Source organism: Streptococcus fermentans, from assembly GCF_040888305.1.
GTDB classification, from domain to species: Bacteria; Bacillota; Bacilli; order Lactobacillales; family Streptococcaceae; genus Streptococcus; species Streptococcus fermentans.
Genome location: NZ_JBFNFG010000008.1, coordinates 18,009 through 39,268, shown reverse-complemented (window position 1 = coordinate 39,268; position 21,260 = coordinate 18,009). Strand labels below are relative to the sequence as shown.

The 21,260-nt window shown below is 40.7% G+C and carries 18 protein-coding genes and 1 pseudogene; all 19 read left to right on the top strand.

From position 1 onward, the window contains the following. Nucleotides 1–10: 10 nt before the first annotated feature. The 19 genes and pseudogenes from AB2B50_RS07720 to AB2B50_RS07630 all read left to right on the top strand — a co-directional run bounded on the left by AB2B50_RS07720 (nt 11) and on the right by AB2B50_RS07630 (nt 21,260). Nucleotides 11–3,073, top strand: a complete 3,063-nt coding sequence (locus tag AB2B50_RS07720; protein ID WP_320692924.1) for a type I restriction endonuclease — start codon at nt 11–13, stop codon at nt 3,071–3,073. Beyond that, nucleotides 3,073–4,676, top strand: a pseudogene (locus tag AB2B50_RS07715) (HsdM family class I SAM-dependent methyltransferase). Before AB2B50_RS07720 ends, AB2B50_RS07715 begins: the two are co-directional and overlap by 1 nt. After that, a complete protein-coding gene (locus AB2B50_RS07710) occupies nt 4,669–5,964 on the top strand; it encodes a restriction endonuclease subunit S (RefSeq protein WP_320692925.1) in 1,296 nt (431 codons plus the stop codon). The pseudogene AB2B50_RS07715 and the gene AB2B50_RS07710 overlap by 8 nt, the downstream one beginning before the upstream one ends. Before the next feature lie 16 nt (nt 5,965–5,980). Next, nucleotides 5,981–6,958, top strand: a complete 978-nt coding sequence (locus AB2B50_RS07705; protein ID WP_320692926.1) for a hypothetical protein — start codon at nt 5,981–5,983, stop codon at nt 6,956–6,958. Continuing rightward, nucleotides 6,958–7,533, top strand: coding sequence for a hypothetical protein (locus AB2B50_RS07700; protein ID WP_320692927.1), 576 nt, complete (start codon nt 6,958–6,960; stop codon nt 7,531–7,533). The genes AB2B50_RS07705 and AB2B50_RS07700 overlap by 1 nt, the downstream gene beginning before the upstream one ends. A gap of 127 nt (nt 7,534–7,660) precedes the next feature. Next, nucleotides 7,661–7,999, top strand: a complete 339-nt coding sequence (locus tag AB2B50_RS07695; protein WP_320692928.1) for a type II toxin-antitoxin system RelE/ParE family toxin — start codon at nt 7,661–7,663, stop codon at nt 7,997–7,999. Beyond that, entirely contained in the window at nt 7,992–9,077 is a 1,086-nt protein-coding gene (locus AB2B50_RS07690) for a HigA family addiction module antitoxin (protein WP_320692929.1), read from the top strand. Before AB2B50_RS07695 ends, AB2B50_RS07690 begins: the two co-directional genes overlap by 8 nt. A 151-nt stretch (nt 9,078–9,228) precedes the next feature. After that, nucleotides 9,229–9,633, top strand: a complete 405-nt coding sequence (locus AB2B50_RS07685; RefSeq protein ID WP_320692930.1) for a YbgA family protein — start codon at nt 9,229–9,231, stop codon at nt 9,631–9,633. Next, nucleotides 9,617–9,982: a TIGR02328 family protein gene (locus AB2B50_RS07680; RefSeq protein WP_320692931.1), complete on the top strand. Its 366-nt coding sequence runs from the start codon at nt 9,617–9,619 to the stop codon at nt 9,980–9,982. Before AB2B50_RS07685 ends, AB2B50_RS07680 begins: the two co-directional genes overlap by 17 nt. 155 nt (nt 9,983–10,137) lie before the next feature. Further along, nucleotides 10,138–10,503 (top strand): type II toxin-antitoxin system RelE/ParE family toxin, encoded by a 366-nt coding sequence (locus tag AB2B50_RS07675; protein ID WP_320692932.1) that lies wholly within the window; start codon nt 10,138–10,140, stop codon nt 10,501–10,503. Beyond that, nucleotides 10,493–10,786 carry a helix-turn-helix domain-containing protein gene (locus AB2B50_RS07670; RefSeq protein ID WP_000797748.1) on the top strand — a complete coding sequence of 98 codons (294 nt, stop codon included), beginning with the start codon at nt 10,493–10,495 and terminating at the stop codon, nt 10,784–10,786. Before AB2B50_RS07675 ends, AB2B50_RS07670 begins: the two co-directional genes overlap by 11 nt. Nucleotides 10,787–11,045: 259 nt before the next feature. Further along, nucleotides 11,046–13,295, top strand: coding sequence for a 5-methyltetrahydropteroyltriglutamate--homocysteine S-methyltransferase (metE, locus tag AB2B50_RS07665; protein WP_320692933.1), 2,250 nt, complete (start codon nt 11,046–11,048; stop codon nt 13,293–13,295). A 62-nt stretch (nt 13,296–13,357) separates the two neighbouring features. Next, nucleotides 13,358–14,224: a methylenetetrahydrofolate reductase [NAD(P)H] gene (metF, locus tag AB2B50_RS07660; protein WP_320692934.1), complete on the top strand. Its 867-nt coding sequence runs from the start codon at nt 13,358–13,360 to the stop codon at nt 14,222–14,224. Nucleotides 14,225–14,810: 586 nt separating this feature from the next. Further along, nucleotides 14,811–17,033, top strand: a complete 2,223-nt coding sequence (gene pnp, locus AB2B50_RS07655) for a polyribonucleotide nucleotidyltransferase (protein WP_060955473.1) — start codon at nt 14,811–14,813, stop codon at nt 17,031–17,033. 15 nt (nt 17,034–17,048) lie between these two features. Further along, entirely contained in the window at nt 17,049–17,666 is a 618-nt protein-coding gene (gene cysE, locus AB2B50_RS07650) for a serine O-acetyltransferase (RefSeq protein WP_060955474.1), read from the top strand. 11 nt (nt 17,667–17,677) lie between these two features. Further along, nucleotides 17,678–18,544, top strand: a complete 867-nt coding sequence (locus AB2B50_RS07645; protein ID WP_320692935.1) for a GNAT family N-acetyltransferase — start codon at nt 17,678–17,680, stop codon at nt 18,542–18,544. A gap of 3 nt (nt 18,545–18,547) precedes the next feature. Further along, nucleotides 18,548–19,309, top strand: a complete 762-nt coding sequence (locus AB2B50_RS07640) for a nucleoside phosphorylase (RefSeq protein WP_320692936.1) — start codon at nt 18,548–18,550, stop codon at nt 19,307–19,309. Nucleotides 19,310–19,537: 228 nt separating this feature from the next. Continuing rightward, nucleotides 19,538–20,881: a cysteine--tRNA ligase gene (gene cysS / locus AB2B50_RS07635; RefSeq protein WP_060956361.1), complete on the top strand. Its 1,344-nt coding sequence runs from the start codon at nt 19,538–19,540 to the stop codon at nt 20,879–20,881. Further along, entirely contained in the window at nt 20,874–21,260 is a 387-nt protein-coding gene (locus AB2B50_RS07630; RefSeq protein ID WP_060955477.1) for a Mini-ribonuclease 3, read from the top strand. The genes cysS and AB2B50_RS07630 overlap by 8 nt, the downstream gene beginning before the upstream one ends.

Here is a 21,260-nt window from a genome sequence, read left to right as displayed (position 1 = left end):
GGAAGGTTTTATGGCAAAGGGAAAAGATTTTTCTGAACTAACCAGGGTACAAATCCCAGCCGCTCTGCATCTCATGCGTATGGGCTATACCTATCTTCCACGCAATGGGAAGGAAATTGCAGAAAGAGATCCAGATACCAATATCCTCGTATCTGTTTTTAAGGAGCATTTTTTAAAATTTAACAACTACTTGACTGAGGATGATTTTGAGAGAGAACTGGCCAATATCAAGTTGGAACTAGATCAAAACGACTTGGGACGGGCATTTTACAAACGAATCAGTGGAGAAACAAGCACGACCTATATTGATTGGGAAAATCCTGAAGCCAATACCTTCCATCTGGCGCTTGAAGTTACTTGTCAAAATGGTCAGGATGAATTTCGCCCTGATATCGTTATTTTTGTCAATGGTCTGCCTCTTTCTTATATCGAAGTGAAACAGCCCAATGCGATTCGTGATGGCAAGACTGGAATTCAGTCAGAGCAGGACAGAACCAGATACCGTTTTGAAAACCGTAAGTTCCGTCGTTTTAACAATATCACCCAGTTGATATCCTTATCTGATAACTTAGCGTATATCAGTGGACAAGGTCAGCAAAAACAGGGTTCTTATTATGGTTCAAACGCCTATTCAAAAACTAAATTTAATGCTTTCAAGGAAGAAAGAGAAGAAGATTTCCTTCATTCCCTTGCCACGCTAACCGAGGACCAAATCGACTTTGTCCTAGAAGACATGAAGCGCTTTGCCCTCAAGTCCCAGCCAGAGTTTACAACAAACCTAAACCATGATACACCTTGCAATGCCTTCCTGTCTTCTTTGTACCAGAAGGAACGCTTGCTCTTTATGCTTCGTTTTGGTCTTGTCTATGTAGAAGAAGAAAGTAAGGACGGTCAGATGCAACTGCAGAAGCACGTCATGCGCTATCCTCAGTATTTTGCGACACGTGCTATCGAAGAAACAATTGCAAAAGGTGTCAAGAAAGGGGTTATCTGGCATACCCAAGGTTCAGGTAAGACTGCCTTGGCTTTCTTCAATATTCGCTATCTAACCAACTATTTCTCAAAAGAGGGAATCGTTCCTCAGTTTTACTTTGTCGTCGATCGTTTGGACTTGGCAGACCAGGCCTTTAAGGAATTCACCAAACGAGGCCTCAAGGTTAAGCGCATCAATAACCCACAAGAACTCAATCAAAAACAAGACGGCTATGATGTCGCTGTGGTTAATATACAGAAGTTTAAGGATGATTCAGATCTGACAGACCGCTCTGGCTATGATCTCAATCGTCAAAATATCTACTTTATCGATGAAGCCCACCGTTCTTACAATGAACGAGGTTCCTACCTGCCAAATCTCTATCAGGCAGATACCAAGGCCATTAAGATTGCCTTGACTGGAACCCCCTTGATCACATACAAGAAAGATGGCAAGACCAAGGAAAGTCATGCGACCACGCGTGATATCTTTGGGGATTACATCCACAAATACTACTACAACCAGTCTATCGATGACGGCTTTACCCTACGCCTGATGCGAGAGGATATCGAGACCTCCTATAAGGACAATCTCAGATCCATCAATGAAGAGATCCAACGAGGTGACCTGTCCAAGGAGGATATCTTTGCCCATCCTCACTATGTGGAGCCTATGCTAGACTTCATCATCGAGGACTTCAATCGTGCTCGTAATTTGGTCTTTGATGACCAGACCATTGGTGGCATGATTGTCTGTGACTCGTCCAAGCAGGCGCGTGAGCTTGAAAAGCAATTGGAAGAACGTCGTCAAGCCGGCTCAACCAAGTTGACTTCGGCTCTTATCCTCCATGACGAGGGAGACAAGGAAGAGAAGAAGGACAAAGTAGACGCCTACAAGGAAGGCAAGATTGACCTTATCATCGTCTATTCTATGCTCCTGACAGGTTTTGATGCACCTCGTCTCAAGCGCCTCTATCTAGGGCGCAAGATCAAGGCTCACAACCTATTACAAACACTAACCCGTGTCAATCGTCCTTACAAGGACTACCTCTTTGGCTATGTCATTGACTTTGCGGATATTTCCAAGGAGTTTGACAAGACCAATCGTGCCTATCTGGAAGAACTCAATCAAGAGTATGATACGACCCTGACTGGGGAAAATGGCGAGAATGTTTTTGGCTCCCTCTTTGTGTCAGCAGATGAGATTTCTCATGAGTTAAAGAAGACTGAGCATATCCTCATCGACTATCCAACGGATAATCTGGAGTTCTTCTCCCAAGCCATCAATGATATCAAGGATAAGAAGCAGTTAATTGATCTTCGTAAGGCCTTGGAGTCTATCAAGCAGTACTACAATATCGCCCGTCTCCTAGGCTACCAACACCTGCTCCAGCAAATTGATATCGCTCAGATTGCAACCCTGCTCAATGTCCTCTCTAGACGCATGCTGACACTGTCTCTGATCGATAAGCCAGACGACTTCTCTAGTCGGACGCTCTTAAATCTTGCCATGTCTGAGACTAGCTTTAGCTTTGTCAAGATTGCAGAGGAAGAACTCCGTCTAGCAGCCAATGACCTGGAAGATTTGAAACGTCGAGTTGCAAGTGGTATTAAGAACCAACGTGATGAGAAAGATCCTGAGTGGCTCTCTCTCTACGAAGAATTCCAGCGCATCATGAAAAAACACCTGATCCATGGCCAAGAAGGCTTTACCATGGAGAATATCAAAGAAACCCAAAAAGACTACGAAGAACTCTTTAAGTCCGTGGAGGACTATCATACTCGTATGAGACGTCTAACCATGAACTTTAATGGAGATGAGATGGCAGCTCGTTCCTACAAACACGTGACCAACTCAACCATGGTCAGCGAGTTTCCTGCTATTTACCATGTCATCAAGGGTTCTAAAGTTAGACTAGACCGTAAAATCGGTCAAAATCAAGGAGTACTCGATAACGAGGACTTTTTTAAGAAGATGATTCGAGAAGAAGCTCGGATTGAAATGAAAACCAACCAATCTGCAAGTAGTTTGACAAGAGAGGATTTTAATTATATCGTCGAGTCACTATTTGAAGGATATGAAGAGGAATACCAACACTAATGAATGAAACATACAAAGTCCAAGTCCAAGGCTTGGTAGATGATTTAAAAGCCGTCTTTACCCACGCGGGACTAGGAGGAGAAGCGGGTGAGTACAAACTCCTCACCCAGTCCTTCCTCTACAAATTTTTAAACGACAAGTTTTTGTATCAAGCCAAGGTCCTAGATGAGTCCAACACCTATGAAAACTTGTTGGCTATGAGTGAGGAAGATTATGACTGGCTCTTGGAGGATATCGGTACTAGCACGGCTTGGCTCAAGCCAGACCAGTTGATAGAAACCCTCCACCGTCAGCAAAATGAGCCGACTTTTTATGAGACTTTTGAGAACACTCTCAACCAAATCGCCATTGACAATAACGATATCTTCTCTGTCCATACGGAAGGAGATACGGCTATTCGTCTCTTTGATGAGCGTTTGATTACTGATACTATCTCGGATAGCAGTAAGCGTAATGAGGTCGCAAAGGCCATCATCAATCTTCTTGCTCGCGTCAAGTTTGATGAAACTATTTTTTCACAAGGTTTTGACTTTTCTCTACCCTTTTTGAGTATATAATCAAGGACTACAACAAAGACGGCGGTGGCAAGTACGCTGAGTACTACACGCCTCACTCTGTGGCCAAGATTATTGCGGATATCTTGGTGGGAGATGATAAACCTCAAAACGTGCGGATCTATGACCCGTCAGCAGGTTCTGGCACCTTGCTGATGAACCTGGCTAGTCGTATCGGTGTGGATAAGACTACAGTCTATAGTCAAGATATCTCACAAAAGTCATCGAATCTCCTCCGTCTGAATCTGATCTTGAACGGACTGCAGCATTCCATTCATAATATCGTACAGGGAAATACTATCATTGCTAACCGTCATCCAGAAAAGATGGACTATATCGTATCGAACCCTCCTTTCAAGCTGGACTTTTCAGAGTGGCGTGACCAAGTGGAGACCTTGCCAGAAGCCAGTGAACGTTTCTTTGCAGGTGTGCCAAAGGTTCCAGCCAAGTCTAAGGACAAGATGGCGATTTATGAGCTCTTTGTTCAGCATATCATCTACTCCTTGAAGCCAGATGGTAAAGCGGCTGTTGTTTTACCGACAGGATTTATCACAGCCCAGTCAGGGATTGACAAGACCATCCGTCAACACTTGGTGGATAATCAAATGCTGGCAGGTGTTGTCTCTATGCCGTCCAATATCTTTGCGACGACAGGTACCAACGTCTCTATTCTCTTTATCGATAAGAAAAACAAGGGTGATGTCGTCCTCATCGATGCCTCAAACCTTGGAACCAAGGTCAAGGAAGGCAAGAACCAAAAGACCGTTCTCTCTCCTGAAGAAGAGCAGAAGATCGTAGAGACCTTTGTCAAGAAGGAAGCCGTCGAGGACTTTTCTGTCACCATCTCTTATGAGGACATCAAGGAGAAAAACTACTCTCTCAGCGCAGGTCAATACTTTGATATCAAGATTGACTATGTAGATATCACAGCAGAAGAGTTTGAAGCCAAGATGACCGCCTTTCAAAATAAACTCACAGACCTCTTCCAGAAATCGCATGCCTTGGAGCAGGAGATTGAAGAGCAAATGAAGGGGTTGAAGTATGAGTAAGTGGAAAGAAGTAAGTCTATCAAAAATAGGGAAAACGATAACGGGGAAAACACCATCGTCTCAATATCCAGAGGATTTTGGAGATGAAATGCCTTTTATTACTCCTTCCGACTCCTTTGAAAAAAAGTACATGAATAAGTCAGATAGATTCTTATCACGTTCAGGTTCAGACCGTCTAAAAGATAAAATCATTTCTCCTAATAGTATTATGGTCACCTGTATAGGTTCTGCTATGGGAAAAGTGGCCAAAAATAGTTTGCCTTCTGTTACTAATCAGCAGATAAATTCTATTATAGTTAATGAGAATTTTGATTCTGACTATATATATTATCTTTTAAAAAATAACTATACTGTATTAAGAAATGCTGCATCAGGAAGTACAGCAATTCCAATTCTAAATAAAACTGATTTTGATAATTTAAGATTCAAAGTCGAGTTGGATTTAAACGAACAACGTAAAATGGTTTCAATACTTTCAACAATTGATGACAAGATTGAAACCAACAACCAAATCAACCAAGAGTTGGAAGCCATGGCCAAGACCCTCTACGACTACTGGTTTGTCCAGTTTGATTTCCCAGACCAGAATGGCAAACCCTACAAATCATCAGGCGGAAAGATGGTCTATCACCCAGAACTCAAACGCGAAATCCCAGAGGGGTGGGGAGTGACCACATTTTCAAGCTGGATTTCAGACAATAAAACGGGAGATTGGGGGAAAGAGACTAGTGAAGGAAATTATACATTAGAGGTTGATTGTATTCGTGGTGCTGATATAAATGGCTTGTCAGGAAATGGGAAAACAGATATGCCAACACGTTTTATCCTAGAAAAGAACAAAAATAAACTGTTGACAGATTTTGATATTGTTATTGAAATATCTGGAGGAAGTCCCACTCAATCTACAGGTCGTATAGTAGGTATCAGTGAAAATGTATTAAATCGATTTGATTTACCTTTAATCTGTTCAAATTTCTGCAAGGCGGTTTCACTAAAAGAACAAGAAACCTTCTATAACTTTGTATATGAATGGAAAAATCTATATGACAATGGTGTTCTATTTAGTTGGGAAGGAAAGACAAGTGGGATAAAAAACTTATTGTTTGATTCCTTTGTTACTAACTATCACATTGCACAACCACCAATTGATTTAATGAAACAATTTTTTGATTACGCATCTTCGGTAGATAAAAAAACACAATTATTATTAAAACAAAACCAAGAACTCACCCAACTGCGCGATTGGCTCTTGCCAATGCTGATGAATGGACAGGTGAAGGTGGAGTAGGAAAAAGAGGCATAAATTGATTCCAATAAATATTAATGATGAAAAAAACGGGTTGGCTTCTTTTAGTCAACAACCAGATTTTGATGAATTTGTTAAGATTTTTCTAATTAAAATTAAGAAAAATGAGATTTTTTTATATAAACAAGATGCTGATAAGAAAACTAAAGAAACTGTGATAAAATCAATTATTGAAAGTATGGGTCAATCTATTTTTAGTAATCGAGAAATAAAACCATATGATCCGGTTGTAACGTATAAGAATGTACATGAGCAAGTAGAGGTGTCGAACTACGGAAATATTCAATCTGTAATTTCAAAATTTAATGATGAACAACAACATCTACTTAGTTCGAGTAGTGAAACTGAAAAAACATTACACAATTATTTGGTTGTCATAAAAAAGGATGATTTAATTAATCTTAAATTCATTGGTTCGTTTGTAAATGCATTTCAGTTAGAAAAAAAGTGGATTATTGGTAATTTTACGGATAATAAAATTAATCTACGTAATCAAAATAACCTATTTGGTTTGAATAAGAAGATTGATTTGATGATTGTCAATGATGAAAAAATTTTAATTAATCAAGCAGAATCAAAATTTGATTCTATATTTGGAATGAATCAAAAATTTGCTGAGCAAGCAACAGAAATTCTAAATACTGATGTAAATATAAAAACTATATTTGAACAAGCTTCAATTAATTTTTTGAAAACAAAAGTGATCAATGGTAAAAGACTTGCTACGAGGCTAATTAAAATTGTTTCTGATACGAATCGTTTTACAGAAACAGTTAGACATATTGACAAAATACAAACTATAAAAAATAATCCTAATCATAAATTTTATAAAGAAATTGAAGATGTTACGTTCAGTAATGGAAAGTTAAGTATTACTGATGAGAAAAATTGTGTTCAATTGATTAATGCTATATCAGATGCATTTGTGAAAGCTTACATTTCTGAGATTGAAACTGTTGAAGAAGGACGTATGTAATGCAACGAGATCTTTTTTCTAAGTGGACATTGTTTATCACCTCCTATCTACCACTATATTTATGGCTTCTTTTTAGTAACATTAATTATTCAAAATTTTCATTAGATAGATTAATAGCTTTTGATTTTGATCATAAAATAATAAGAATTGTTTTTGTTGTTTTAATTTTTGTATCAATTATCAAATTATGGATATTATTTAAGTTTGACGGTAAGGAAAGTCTCAAAATACCGAGAGAAATGGAAATATCACCGGAAAGTGACTCATTGATGAACTACATTGTTACGTATTTTACTCCGTTACTGTCTTTTGATATGAATAATACAACTAGTATTTTCATGAATTCATTGTTATTTCTTTTGATTGGATTAATGTATGTTGGTAGTAATGCAAGTTATCTAAACCCTGTTCTAGGAGTTTTTGGGTTTAAGATATTTGGAGTTACAGGTTTTCCTCACGCTCATCATATCATAACAAATCTCTCGTTTGATGATATAGAAACAGCGAGAGCAACAGATGTAGAATTAACTAGTTATAGATTAGGTGATGGAATTTACATTTTAAAAAGAAAATAGGTAACATTTCTTATTCTAAATTAATAACTATAATCCCAGCCCAATCAACCTTTGGCTGGTTTTTATTTAAAAGCTATGATATAATTAAATTACCTAAAAGGTAATTTAATTTAAAAGAAAGGTACTTATGAAGCTTATCTATACAAACAAAACTGTTGAAAAGCAGTGCACAGAGCTGAGGCGAGCGAAAAAGGATTTTTCGGATAAGATTGCGGTAAAGTTGCATTTCTTGATCAACTTTTTGGAAGCGGCAGATTCTTTGGCTAGTGTGACAGCTTTTCCTAAATATCACTTTCACCAACTCAAGGGAAAGAGACAAGGTCAGTTTGCTTTGGATATAGATGGTCGGAAAAGTTCCTATCGGTTGATTGTGGGTTTTCGTGAAGAGGATGTTGAAAAGGTCTTTTCCAGTCCTATTGAAATCGAAATCCTAAAAATAGAGGAGGTCAGCAATCACTATGAGTAATAAAATTGTTGAATACAAAGACCTGATTGCTTTTCATCCAGGTCAGTATGTTGAAGAGTTGATTGAAGATTATAATGTGACGCAGAAAGAATTTGCGGAGCGTTTAGGAGTTTCAGCAAAGACTGTCAGCAAGCTCGTCAATGCTGAGGAGTCTATCAGTAAAGAAACGGCACATAAGTTAGCAAAGTTAAGCGGAGTTTCCATGCAAACCTGGCTCAATCTTCAAAATGCTTATGATGTACAAGTTGCAGAGATTTTAGAACAAAAAGAGTTAGAGGAAGGTAACGAAAAAGAAATCTGTGAGATGATTGATTTCAAGTATTTTAAGGAAAAAGGCTACGTTCCAGACAAACGCTATAGCTTGAAGGAAAAGATTATCGAGCTTCGCAGGATTTTAGGTGTGTCAAGTTTAGAAAACCTTACAAATTTTAACCATCTAGTCAGCTATCGGAATACGCGTGAGTTCACGACTAAAAGCATAGTCAACTCCAATATCATGCTGGAGTTAGCGTCTAAAAAAGCACGTGATACAACAACTACCAAGCTCAACCGCAAAAAGCTAGAGAGAAACTTGTCTGCTTTGAGAAAGTTGACCAGACAAGACCCAGAAGTCTTTCCTCAACGCTTATATGATATCTTGCTAGATTGTGGTGTTGTCCTAGTAGGTCTACCAGCGTTACCAAATGCCAATTTGAATGGAGCGACTAAAAAATTCAGCAATGGTAGTGCCTTGCTTTTACTCACGGATAGAAACAAAGCATCAGATATTTTCTGGTTCTCACTTTTTCATGAGATAGGACATATTCTAGAGAACGAGTTTTCATCTGATGATGGAAATAGTGAGTCATACTTTCGTTCTGAGGAAAAGGCAGATCAGTTTGCAAAAGATTGCTTGATTAGACCAGAAGACTATCAGAATTTTATCAAAAAAGGAAATTTTGATAAGTCGGATATTCTAGATTTTGCAGAGGAAATCGATATTCATCCCAGCGTCGTTTTAGGTAGACTACAAAATGATGGCATTCTCAGTTTTAACCGTTTCCGAGAACTAAAAGAAAATTATTACTTTGTTTCATGAGTCGCAGGAAGTTTTTAAAGATGAAAAAAGCATCATACGACCAGTACTTAGAACTCCTTTTTTCGCTAATATTCCGCTAATAATTCGCTCATTTTATAAAAATAACTTTGTTTCCGTATTTCCTGGGAACTAGTAGAAGTTAAGGAGAAATATGGAAAATAACAACCAACGTGCCCTTTGTCAGCAACTCTGGGCGGAAAATAAATACCTTGTTTTGAGCCATTCCAGCAATATTTACAAGGACATTCGCCAGTATCTCAAGCAAGAAGTGGTGGAGGTGAGTCAGGTTCAAGAGATGATTGACCGTGCCTGCCAGATTCCAGAACATAGGGGTCAGGTTTGCAATGCTTTTCAGCATATTTGGGGCTATTTTAAAAAGCAAGCTAGCCTTGACGAACGCAAAGACTATATGCTCTTGTTGGATCGCTATCGCTTTGGTCAAGCTTCTAAGCAAGACTTGATTGCTAAGACTCGAGATTTGCTTGACCACTACCCAAATAGCTATTTGCAACATTCGACCTTGCTGAAAGGAGACTCCCATGAGACTTTGGCATGAGGCTTTGATCCCACAACTGCCCCGTCCTCAGCTCTTGGGACAACATCGAGAGTGTTGCGCTCTGCGTGGCAATGGCTGGGGCAGAAAGCATGCGACGGTGGACTATGTCTTTACCCACTCGCCTTATCGTCTCTATGCCTATCATGACTTGATCATGGAGGAGATGGCTCGTCGTGGTTACAAGGTCAGTCCAGAGTGGCTGAACAAGAACTACCGCGGCAAGACCTGTCCTCCTTACCAAGACTTAGTAGAGGAAAAACTGAAAAGTCCAATCTATAGCGAACATGATGCTAGCTACTATGAGGAGTGTCTGGCAAATCTCCGTGACAAGGGGATAGAGCTGGAGTAAGAGTCAGGATTAACTCTAATTTAGAACTCTTTTCGTAATTTTTTCGAACAATTAAAATGAGACCTTTAGAATTTTCTAAGGTTTTCTTTTTATAAGTATTTGAATTTACTTTTAATAACTTTTGAGTTATAATTTAATTGAAAAGAGGTTGCTTGGTGCACACGATTTACTTCTATAAGGACAAAAATGGAAATGAGCCAGTCTTGGATTATATGAGAGAATTGGCCTGTCGTAAAAGTAAGGATAGTCGCATAAAACTCAATAAACTAAACGACTATATTGAGTTGTTGAGTCAGTATGGGACTAGAGCTGGTGAACCCTATATTAAACATTTAGAAGATGAGATATGGGAACTAAGACCTCTTCGGGATAGGATTTTATTTGTAGCTTGGCTTGATGGGAGTTTTGTTCTTTTACATCATTTTGTCAAAAAGACTCAAAAGACTCCTAGAAGAGAAATTGAAAAAGCCAAGCGTGAACTGAAAGACTTAAAAGAAAGAGGGTTAAGTGATGAAGAATAGTGCTATTGGAAGTAACTGGAAGGATGTCCGGTCTCAACTCTTTACCAAGGAGGAAATCCTTGAAAGTGATATGCGAGTGGCTATCATGAGCGAGTTGATTGAGGCTAGACATGAGCAAGGAATCAGTCAGAAAAAGCTAGAAGAACTCAGTGGAGTGAGTCAGCCTGTTATTGCTAGGATGGAAACAGGAAAGACCAGTCCTCAGTTGGATACGGTCTTAAAAGTTTTAGCCAGTTTAGGCAAGACACTAGCAGTCGTTCCACTTGAACAGGAAAAAAGTTGATTAAACTGACCTATAGTCTTTTCTAATAACAAGCCATAGTCAGACTCCTAATTGCGAATCTAGGACTGTGAACGTTGTTTGTGTGAAAGGCTGTCAATCTTTATCTATCAAAGGATTTGGGGAATTTTCTCTAAATCTTTTTTTGTGCTCGAAATAGCGATATAGTTTCAAACTATATCAAAGCCTAATTTTTTACAATTATACAGACGCTTTCTTTTCTGTTAAGATAGTTTCAACAACAATTTTTGGAGGACAAAACATGTCAACTACAATTATCGGTTTCCCTCGTTTGGGTGAATTCCGCGAATTAAAATTTACAACTGAAAAATACTTTAGAAAAGAAATCTCAGAAGAAGAACTCTTGGCTGCGGCTAAAGAATTGCGTGCAAAACACTGGAACATCGTCAAAGAAAAAGGCATCACTGAAATTCCATCAAATGACTTTTCTCACTATGACAACTTCCTTGATGCTGCTTTCCTTTTCAACGTAGTTCCTGCATCAGTACAAAACTTGGACTTGTCAGATCTTGAACGCTACTTCGCTTTGGGACGTGGTTACCAAGGAGAAAAAGGGGATGTTCGTGCTCTTCCAATGAAGAAATGGTTCAACACCAACTACCACTACATCGTTCCTAAATTTGAAAAAGACACTCAAGTAAAATTGGCTGGACACAAGATCTTTGATGAGTTCCAAGAAGCTAAAGAACTTGGTCTCAACACTCGTCCTGTCCTTGTAGGTCCATTCACTTTCCTTCAATTGTCAGACTTTGAAGAAGGTGTGAAAGCAGAAGATTTCGTAGATAGCTTAGTAGCTACTTACCAAGATGTTTTTGCTAAATTGTCTGAACTTGGTGCGACTCGTATCCAACTCGATGAAGCTGCTCTTGTCAAAGACTTGACAGAAGAAGAAAAAACTCTCTTCTTGAACCTCTACAATAAACTTTTGGCTGATAAAAAAGGTCTTGAAGTCTTGCTTCAAACTTACTTCGGTGACGTTCGTGACGTTTACGCTGACCTTGTGAAATTGCCAGTAGATGCGATCGGTCTTGACTTCGTTGAAGGTAAGAAAACTCTTGAACTCGTTAAAGGTGGCTTCCCAGCTGACAAGACTCTTTATGCAGGTATTGTTAATGGTAAGAACATCTGGCGAAACAACTACGAAAAGAGCTTGGCTGTTCTTGAGCAAATCCCAGCTGAAAATATCGTTTTGACTAGCTCATGTTCACTTCTTCATGTGCCATTTACAACTGCTAACGAAGAATTTGAACCAGCTATCTTGAACCACTTTGCTTTCGCAGTTGAAAAATTGGATGAGATCCGTGACTTGGATGCTATCCACAACGGTCAAGGTGCAGAAGCACTTGCAGCAAACAAAGAACTCTTTGCGACTGAACGTGTTGGTGAAAATGCGGAACTTCGTGCTCGTATCGCTGGATTGACTGACGCAGACTACACTCGTTTGCCAGCCTTTGCAGAACGTGAAGCTATCCAAGAAGAAGCATTCAAACTTCCAGCTCTTCCAACAACAACTATCGGTTCATTCCCTCAAACCAAGGAAGTTCGTGCTAAACGTTTGGCCTTCCGTAAGGGTGAATTGACTCAAGAAGAATACGATGCCTTCCTTGCTGAAACCATCGACGAATGGATCAAGTGGCAAGAAGAAGTAGGATTTGACGTGCTTGTACACGGTGAATTCGAGCGTAATGACATGGTTGAGTACTTCGGTCAAAACTTGTCAGGTTACCTCTTCTCTAAAAACGGTTGGGTACAATCATACGGTATGCGTGGTGTTAAACCACCAATCATCTGGGGTGATGTCACTCGTCTCAACCCAATCACTGTTAAATGGTCTAGCTACGCACAAAGCCGTACTGACAAACCTGTTAAAGGTATGTTGACTGGACCTGTTACCATCCTTAACTGGTCATTCCCACGTGAAGACATCTCTATCAAGGATTCTACTCTTCAAATCGCTCTTGCTATCAAGGATGAAGTTCTTGACCTTGAAGCTGCAGGCGTGAAAATCATCCAAATCGACGAGGCTGCTCTTCGTGAGAAATTGCCACTCCGTCGTAGCGACTGGTACGAAGATTACCTTGACTGGGCTATTCCAGCCTTCCGCTTGGTACACTCAACAGTAGCACCAGACACACAAATCCACACTCACATGTGTTACTCAGAATTTACAGATATCATCCCAGCTATCGACAACTTGGATGCAGACGTTATCTCATTTGAAGCTAGCCGTTCAAACCTTGAAATCTTGGACGAACTCAAAGCGAAAAACTTCCAAACAGAAGTTGGACCTGGGGTTTACGATATCCACTCACCTCGTGTGCCTAACGAAGGCGAAATCGACCACACCATCGAAGCCATCCTTGCTAAAGTACCAAGCAGAAAAGTTTGGATCAACCCTGACTGTGGTTTGAAAACACGTGGTATTCCAGAAACTAAAGAAAGCTTGATCCGCCTTGTAGAAGCTGCTAAAGCTGCGCGTGAGAAATTGTAAGAAAAGACATTTCTCCATACATGGTTGATCAGTAAGAAATCAACTAGAAAAGGTTCATACATATGTCACGTCAAACACCGTCCCTCTCATTTGAAGTTTTCCCTCCAAACCCAGCAGTAGGCAATGACAAAATTATTGCAGCTCTGCAAAACATGCAAGATTTGGCTCCACACTTTATCAGTGTGACTGCCAGCAATAATAAATTTAATATCAAAGAGACGACGGTTCGTTTGGCTGATTATATCCAAAATGACTTGGAGATTCCAACCATTGCTCACTTGCCAGCCATTTACTTGACCAAGGATAAGGTTGCTGAGACAATTGTAGATTTGGATAAGGTTGGAGTACAGAAAATCTTGGCTCTTCGTGGAGATATCATTCCAGGTGTTGAGCCACAGAAGGATTTCCGTTATGCGACAGACTTGATTGAGTTCATCAAGGAACAGGCCCCACACTTTGATATCATTGGTGCTTGTTATCCGGAAGGACACCCTGATTCGCCAAACCAAATCTCAGATATCCAAAATCTTAAGAAAAAAGTGGATGCAGGATGCTCTAGTCTAGTAACGCAACTCTTCTTTGACAATGAGCGTTTCTATGATTTCCAAGACAAGTGTATCTTAGCTGGAATTGATGTGCCTATTCATGCGGGTATCATGCCAATCCTCAACCGTAACCAAGCTCTTCGTCTTTTGAAGACTTGTGAGAATATCCATCTCCCACGTAAGTTTAAGGCTATCTTGGACAAGTATGAGAATGACCCTGAGTCACTCAGAGCAGCAGGACTTGCCTATGCCGTAGACCAAATCGTGGACTTGGTAACGCAAGACGTAGCAGGTGTGCATCTTTACACTATGAACAATGCAGAAACTGCCCAATATATCCACCAAGCAACTCATGCCTTGTTCAATCACCAGTCTTTAGGATAATAAAAAGCAAACCATTCTTCTTTTCATGGAGGAATGGTTCCTTTTTAATAGAAAAGCCCGCACTTTTTAAGAAAAATATGATAAAATAGACTCTGTACGTACTTGATACAAAGATGAGGGTATTAAATAATACAATGCATTCAAACTGCAAGGTTTAGCGACACGAGCGAGTCAAATCGATATTATTTGACGAGGGAGTTAGTAAATCATTTAGCTAATCGCTTAATAGCGGTTAACGTGAAAGGTTTAGATGTTTTAGCATCAAACCTTTCAGATGACTGACGGTAGGAAAGAGCGACACGAGCGAGTCAAATCGATGATATTTGACGAGAGAGTTAGTAAAGCATTTAGCTAATCGCCTAATAGCGGTTAGCGTGAAAGGTTTAGATGCTTTAGTATCAAACCTTTCTAATGATTTGTATCTTGAGAATTGAACACGCCTACAACTCTGTGGAAAAAGATAAATCTACCTAGGAGCATTCGCTCCGTCGTTTGATTTCCTATTTTCCTTTGAGTTGCTTAACGGCTTAGTATCTTGATTTTTGTAGGCAAGGCGTATAATTTTATCAATCCAAAGGGGATTAAAATGACAAAACATGTGTTTCAAACGACTTTTGCTGGTCGTGAGTTGATCGTAGAGACTGGTCAGGTTGCTAAGCAAGCAAATGGCTCTGTTGTCGTGCGTTACGGTGAGTCAACTGTCTTGACTGCTGCCGTTATGTCTAAGAAAATGGCAACTGGGGATTTCTTCCCGCTTCAAGTAAACTACGAAGAAAAAATGTATGCAGCTGGGAAATTTCCTGGTGGCTTTATGAAACGTGAAGGACGTCCTTCAACAGATGCGACTTTGACAGCGCGTTTGATTGACCGTCCAATCCGTCCTATGTTTGCGGAAGGTTTCCGTAATGAAGTGCAAGTCATCAATACTGTTCTTTCTTACGATGAAAATGCATCTGCACCAATGGCGGCTATGTTTGGTTCATCTTTGGCCTTGTCTATCTCAGATATTCCATTTGATGGTCCAATCGCTGGAGTACAAGTAGGTTATGTCGATGGGGAAATCGTCATCAACCCAACGCAAGAACAAGCAGAACGCTCTCTTCTTGAATTGACAGTAGCTGGTACCAAGCACGCTATCAACATGGTAGAGTCTGGTGCCAAAGAATTGTCAGAAGAGATCATGTTGGAAGCTCTTCTTAAAGGGCACGAAGCAGTTAAAGAATTGATTGCTTTCCAAGAAGAAATCGTTGCTGCTGTTGGAAAAGAAAAAGCAGAAGTAGAATTGCTTCATGTAGATGCTGCATTGCAAGCTGAAATCATCGCAGCCTATAACAGTGACCTTCAAAAAGCTGTTCAAGTTGAAGAAAAATTGGCGCGTGAAGCTGCAACTCAAGCAGTTAAGGACCAAGTGACTGCTGTGTATGAAGAAAAATATGCAGACCACGAAGAATTTGACCGTATCATGCGTGATGTAGCTGAAATCTTGGAACAAATGGAACACGCAGAAGTGCGCCGTTTGATCACAGAAGACAAGGTGCGTCCTGATGGTCGTAAGGTCGATGAAATCCGTCCTTTGGATGCGGTTGTTGATTTCCTTCCTCGCGTACACGGTTCTGGTCTCTTCACTCGTGGACAAACGCAAGCTCTTTCTATCTTGACTTTGGCGCCAATGGGTGAAACTCAAATCATCGATGGTTTGGATCCAGAGTACAAGAAACGCTTTATGCACCACTATAACTTCCCACAATACTCTGTAGGGGAAACTGGTCGTTACGGTGCACCTGGTCGTCGTGAAATTGGTCACGGTGCTCTCGGTGAGCGTGCCCTTGCTCAAGTATTGCCAAGCTTGGAAGAATTCCCATATGCGATTCGTCTAGTAGCAGAAGTATTGGAATCAAACGGTTCTTCTTCTCAAGCCTCTATTTGTGCGGGAACACTTGCTCTTATGGCTGGTGGTGTGCCAATCAAGGCGCCAGTAGCTGGTATTGCTATGGGTCTTATCTCAGATGGAAACAACTATACAGTATTGACAGATATCCAAGGTTTGGAAGACCACTTTGGAGACATGGACTTCAAGGTTGCAGGTACTCGTGATGGGATTACAGCCCTTCAAATGGATATCAAGATCCAAGGGATTACTGCAGAAATCTTGACAGAAGCTCTTGCTCAAGCCAAGAAAGCTCGTTTTGAAATCCTTGACGTCATCGAAGCAACCATTCCAGAAGTTCGTCCAGAATTGGCTCCAACTGCTCCGAAAATTGATACCATCAAGATCGATGTGGACAAGATTAAGATTGTCATCGGTAAAGGTGGAGAAACCATCGATAAGATTATCGCCGAAACAGGCGTTAAGATTGATATCGACGAAGAAGGTAACGTGTCTATCTACTCTAGCGACCAAGCTGCCATTAACCGTGCCAAAGAGATCATTGCTGGATTGGTTCGTGAAGCTAAAGTGGACGAAGTCTACCATGCCAAAGTTGTTCGTATCGAGAAATTTGGTGCCTTTGTCAACCTCTTTGATAAGACAGATGCCCTCGTACACATCTCTGAAATGGCTTGGACTCGTACTAACAATGTAGAAGATTTAGTTCAAATTGGTGATTTTGTAGATGTGAAGGTTATTAAGATCGATGAAAAAGGTCGTGTAGATGCTTCTATGAAGGCACTCTTGCCACGTCCGCCAAAACCTGAACGTTCAGAAGAAAAAGGGGACAAAGGTCCTCGTCATGGAGATCGTCCTCGTCACCACCACAAGGACCACAAACCTAAGAAAGAAACTACAGAAACACCAAAAGACTCAGAATAAGAAAAGGAGAAATGTATGGGATGGTGGCGTGAAACCATTGATATCGTAAAAGAAAATGATCCAGCGGCTCGCACCACTTTAGAGGTTTTATTGACCTATCCTGGTGTCAAAGCCTTGGCTGCTCACCGTCTCTCTCATTTTCTCTGGAAACATGGCTTTAAGCTTTTAGCTCGTATGCACAGCCAGTTTTGGCGTTTTTGGACGCAGATAGAGATTCACCCTGGAGCTCAGATTGAATCAGGTGTCTTTATCGACCATGGTTCAGGTCTTGTAATTGGGGAGACGGCTATCGTTGAAAAAGGGGTTCTTCTCTACCACGGGGTAACTCTTGGCGGGACAGGGAAGGATGTTGGCAAACGCCATCCGACCGTTCGTAAAGGAGCTCTCATCTCTGCTCATGCTCAAGTCATTGGACCTGTAGAAATCGGTGAAAATGCCAAAGTCGGTGCTGCAGCGGTTGTCGTAGCAGATGTTCCTAGTGATGTGACGGTTGTCGGAATTCCAGCCAAGATTGTCCGAGTGCATGGACAAAAGGATGAACCAACCATTCACGAAGTTGAAGTAAAACGGGAATACTACGTCAATAAACTTGAGCAGGCGAGAGATGCCAGTCATAGATCGTCAGGTTTATAGAGGATACCTATATGATTCAAGCAAGAAACAAGTTAAGCCAAGAGGGGCTATCTGAGGCGAAAAAACTAATTAACTGTTGCCAAGCCTATGACGGAACTTTTCGGGAGCCTTATCTCTCCAATATGCTCAATTTTGACCCCAACATGCCCGCCTTTTTTCTTTATTACGAAAAAGGTGAACTTGTTGGCCTATTAACCGTCTACGCAGATGACCAAGATGTGGAAGTAGCGATACTGGTCCACCCCAATCATCGCCGTCAAGGAATTGCGCGGGCTTTGTATAGAAGTTTTGAGAAAGAAACAGCTTCTTTTCCGATTCATTCAGTGACTTTTCAGACAGAACGTATTTTTCTAGACCGTCATCCTGATTTTGTCAGCAACTGGGGACTAATTGAGGATGAAGAGACAGAAACTTGGTTAGGTAAGGATAGAAGACCTTACCCGTTAGCAAACGTTTCTAATCTTGAAGTTTTGTTAGCAGATCGTTCCTATCAGGAGCAAATTAGTCAGTTAAAATTTCAGGCATTTTCAGAGGAACATGAATCTAGAGAAGTTGTGGATAGATATGTTGCTAAAGCTCTGAAGGATCCAGAAAGTCGCCTATATATTTTACTAAAGAATGATCAGGTTATTGGAACTTGCACAGTTGATCTATCGAGTAATACGAATTACCTCTATGGTTTAGCAATAGCTGAGCTTGAACGTGGGCAAGGCTACGGAAGCTATCTAGCAAAATCCCTAGTCAACAAACTGATTGAGCAAAATGACAAGGAGTTTCAGATTGCCGTGGAAGATAGCAATGTAGGTGCCAAACGTTTGTATGAAAAGATTGGCTTTGTTAAACAGACCCAGGTGGTTTATCTGAATGCGAAAGAGTAATAAATGCTATTAGAAGAATTTGAAAATGTACCTGCTGTTATAGAGCCAACTGATCGAAGCCTCCTTAGTGGTGGAGAAATCTGTGATACCATTATCTTGTCTTTTAATGGAGAGATCCTTGAACGAGTAAAGCAGATAGATAGTGTCTACGAAGGTGGCTATCTTACCAATCTAAATGGTAAACTGCCATGGTATATCTATGAAAAAGATGGGAGTAAAGTAGCAGTTGCTATGGCTCTTATTGGAGCTCCAATGGTTGTTGGACTCTTAGAAGAACTCAAAGTAAGAGGATTCAAGAACTTTATCATTTTAGGATCTTGCGGAGTTCTAGACCAGTCTATTCAAGCAGATAAGATTATCCTACCAAGCTCGGCTTTACGTGATGAAGGTACTAGTTATCACTATGCTCCAGCAAGTGATGAAATAGTCTATGAGCAATCTCTACTCTTAACTATGGAAAAAGCCTTGGATAAAGCTGGCATTGAGCATATTCGAACAAAGTCTTGGACCACAGATGCCTTCTATCGTGAGACAGCTGCTAAAGTCAAACGAAGACTAGCAGCAGGAGCTAGAGTTGTAGATATGGAAGCTTCAGCTATCATGGCCTGGGCCCAATATCGACTAGCCAATGTCTATCAGTTTTTCTACACAGCTGACTATGTCGACCATCAAAATCACGAATGGGATGCTAGACGCGAGGATAGAAAAGCGGATGCTATGACTTTCTTTGAGATAGCCCTAGTTATTGCTCGAGAGTTAGTTTAGACTAGTCTTTACGATAAATTCGAAATAAGAAAGGAAGGGAGCCTAACGGAAAACATAGCAATAAAACTTCCGTAGTGACTCCCTTCATCTTTTTACTGTATTCTTCTTTTATGTTTAGAAAGGAGCAAGGAAATCCGATTTGTGACAGGCAATCGGACTAAAATTTAGTTGAACAGTTAGTTATGAAAATATCTGTTTATGAATTTTAGCTTTCCTGACTATTATTTTATGATTAAAATCTATGACACCATGTCTCGTGATTTACGAGAATTTGTCCCGATTACAAAGGGAGAGGTTCTCATGTATGTCTGTGGGCCAACGGTATATAATTATATCCACGTGGGGAATGCCCGCTCGACAGTAGCCTTCGATACCATTCGTCGCTACTTTGAGTACCGTGGTTATGAGGTTGCCTACATTTCCAACTTTACCGATGTAGATGACAAGATTATCAACCGAGCCAAGGAAGAAGGCATCACACCTCAAGAAGTAGCGGACAAGTACATTGCTGCCTTTCGTGAGGACGTGACGGCTTTAGGCGTGAAGCCTGCAACTCGTCATCCTCGTGTAGTCGAGTTTATGGATGATATTATTCGTTTTGTTGTTGATTTGATTGAAAAGGGCTATGCTTATGAGAGTCAAGGAGATGTCTATTTCCGTGTGGGAAAATCTCATAACTATGCTAAGTTAGCTAATAAAACACTAGAAGACTTGGAACTAGGTGCTTCAGGCCGTACCGATGAAGAAACGGCTCGCAAGGAAAACCCTGTAGACTTTGCTCTTTGGAAAGCTGCTAAACCAGGTGAGATTTCTTGGAACAGTCCTTGGGGACCTGGACGTCCAGGCTGGCATATCGAATGTTCGGTCATGTCAACGGAGATTTTGGGTGATACCATCGATATTCACGGTGGTGGAGCTGACCTTGAGTTTCCTCACCATACCAACGAAATTGCCCAGTCTGAAGCTAAAACAGGCAAGACCTTTGCCAACTACTGGATGCACAATGGTTTTGTCAATATTGACAATGTCAAGATGTCTAAGTCTTTGGGAAACTTCATTACGGTACACGATGCTCTCAAAACTATCGACGGTCAAGTATTGAGATTCTTCTTTGCGACTCAGCACTACCGTAAGCCTATCAATTTTACGGAAAAAGCAGTGCGTGATGCGGAGACAAATCTCAAGTATTTGAAGAACACCTATGAACAACCATTTACTGGAACAGTAGATGCTCAGGAGTTACAGGCATTTAAAGATAAGTTTGTAGCGGCCATGGATGAGGATTTCAACTCTGCCAATGGTATCACAGTTGTCTTTGAAATGGCCAAATGGATCAACTCAGGCAACTATGATGCAACCGTTAAGGAAGCTCTTGCGGCCATGTTAGAAGTCTTTGGAGTAGTCTTTGTCGAAGAAGTTTTGGATGAAGAGATTGAAGCCTTGATCCAAAAACGCCAAGAAGCGCGTGCTAATAAAGACTTTGCGACAGCTGACCAAATCCGTGACCAACTAGCTGCACAAGGGATTAAGCTACTTGACACCAAGGATGGAGTGAGGTGGACACGTGATTGATGTCAATCTCATTAACGGGATTGCGCTAGCCTTTGAAGGGGATGCGGTGTATTCCATGTATATTCGTCGCCATCTCATTCTCAAAGGCATGACCAAGCCCAATAAACTTCACCAAGAGGCAACCAAGTATGTGTCGGCCAAGGCTCAGGCATATTTGATTTCCCTCATGCTGGAAGAAGAAATCCTAACGGAAAAAGAAGAAGAAATCTATAAACGGGGGCGCAACACAAACAGCCATACTAAGGCTAAGAATGCGGATGTGGTAACCTACCGTATGTCCACGGGTTTTGAAGCGGTCATGGGCTATCTTCATATGACTGAAAATGTGGAGCGCCTCGAAACCTTGATTTCTTGGTGCATCCAAAAAGTGGAGGGCTAG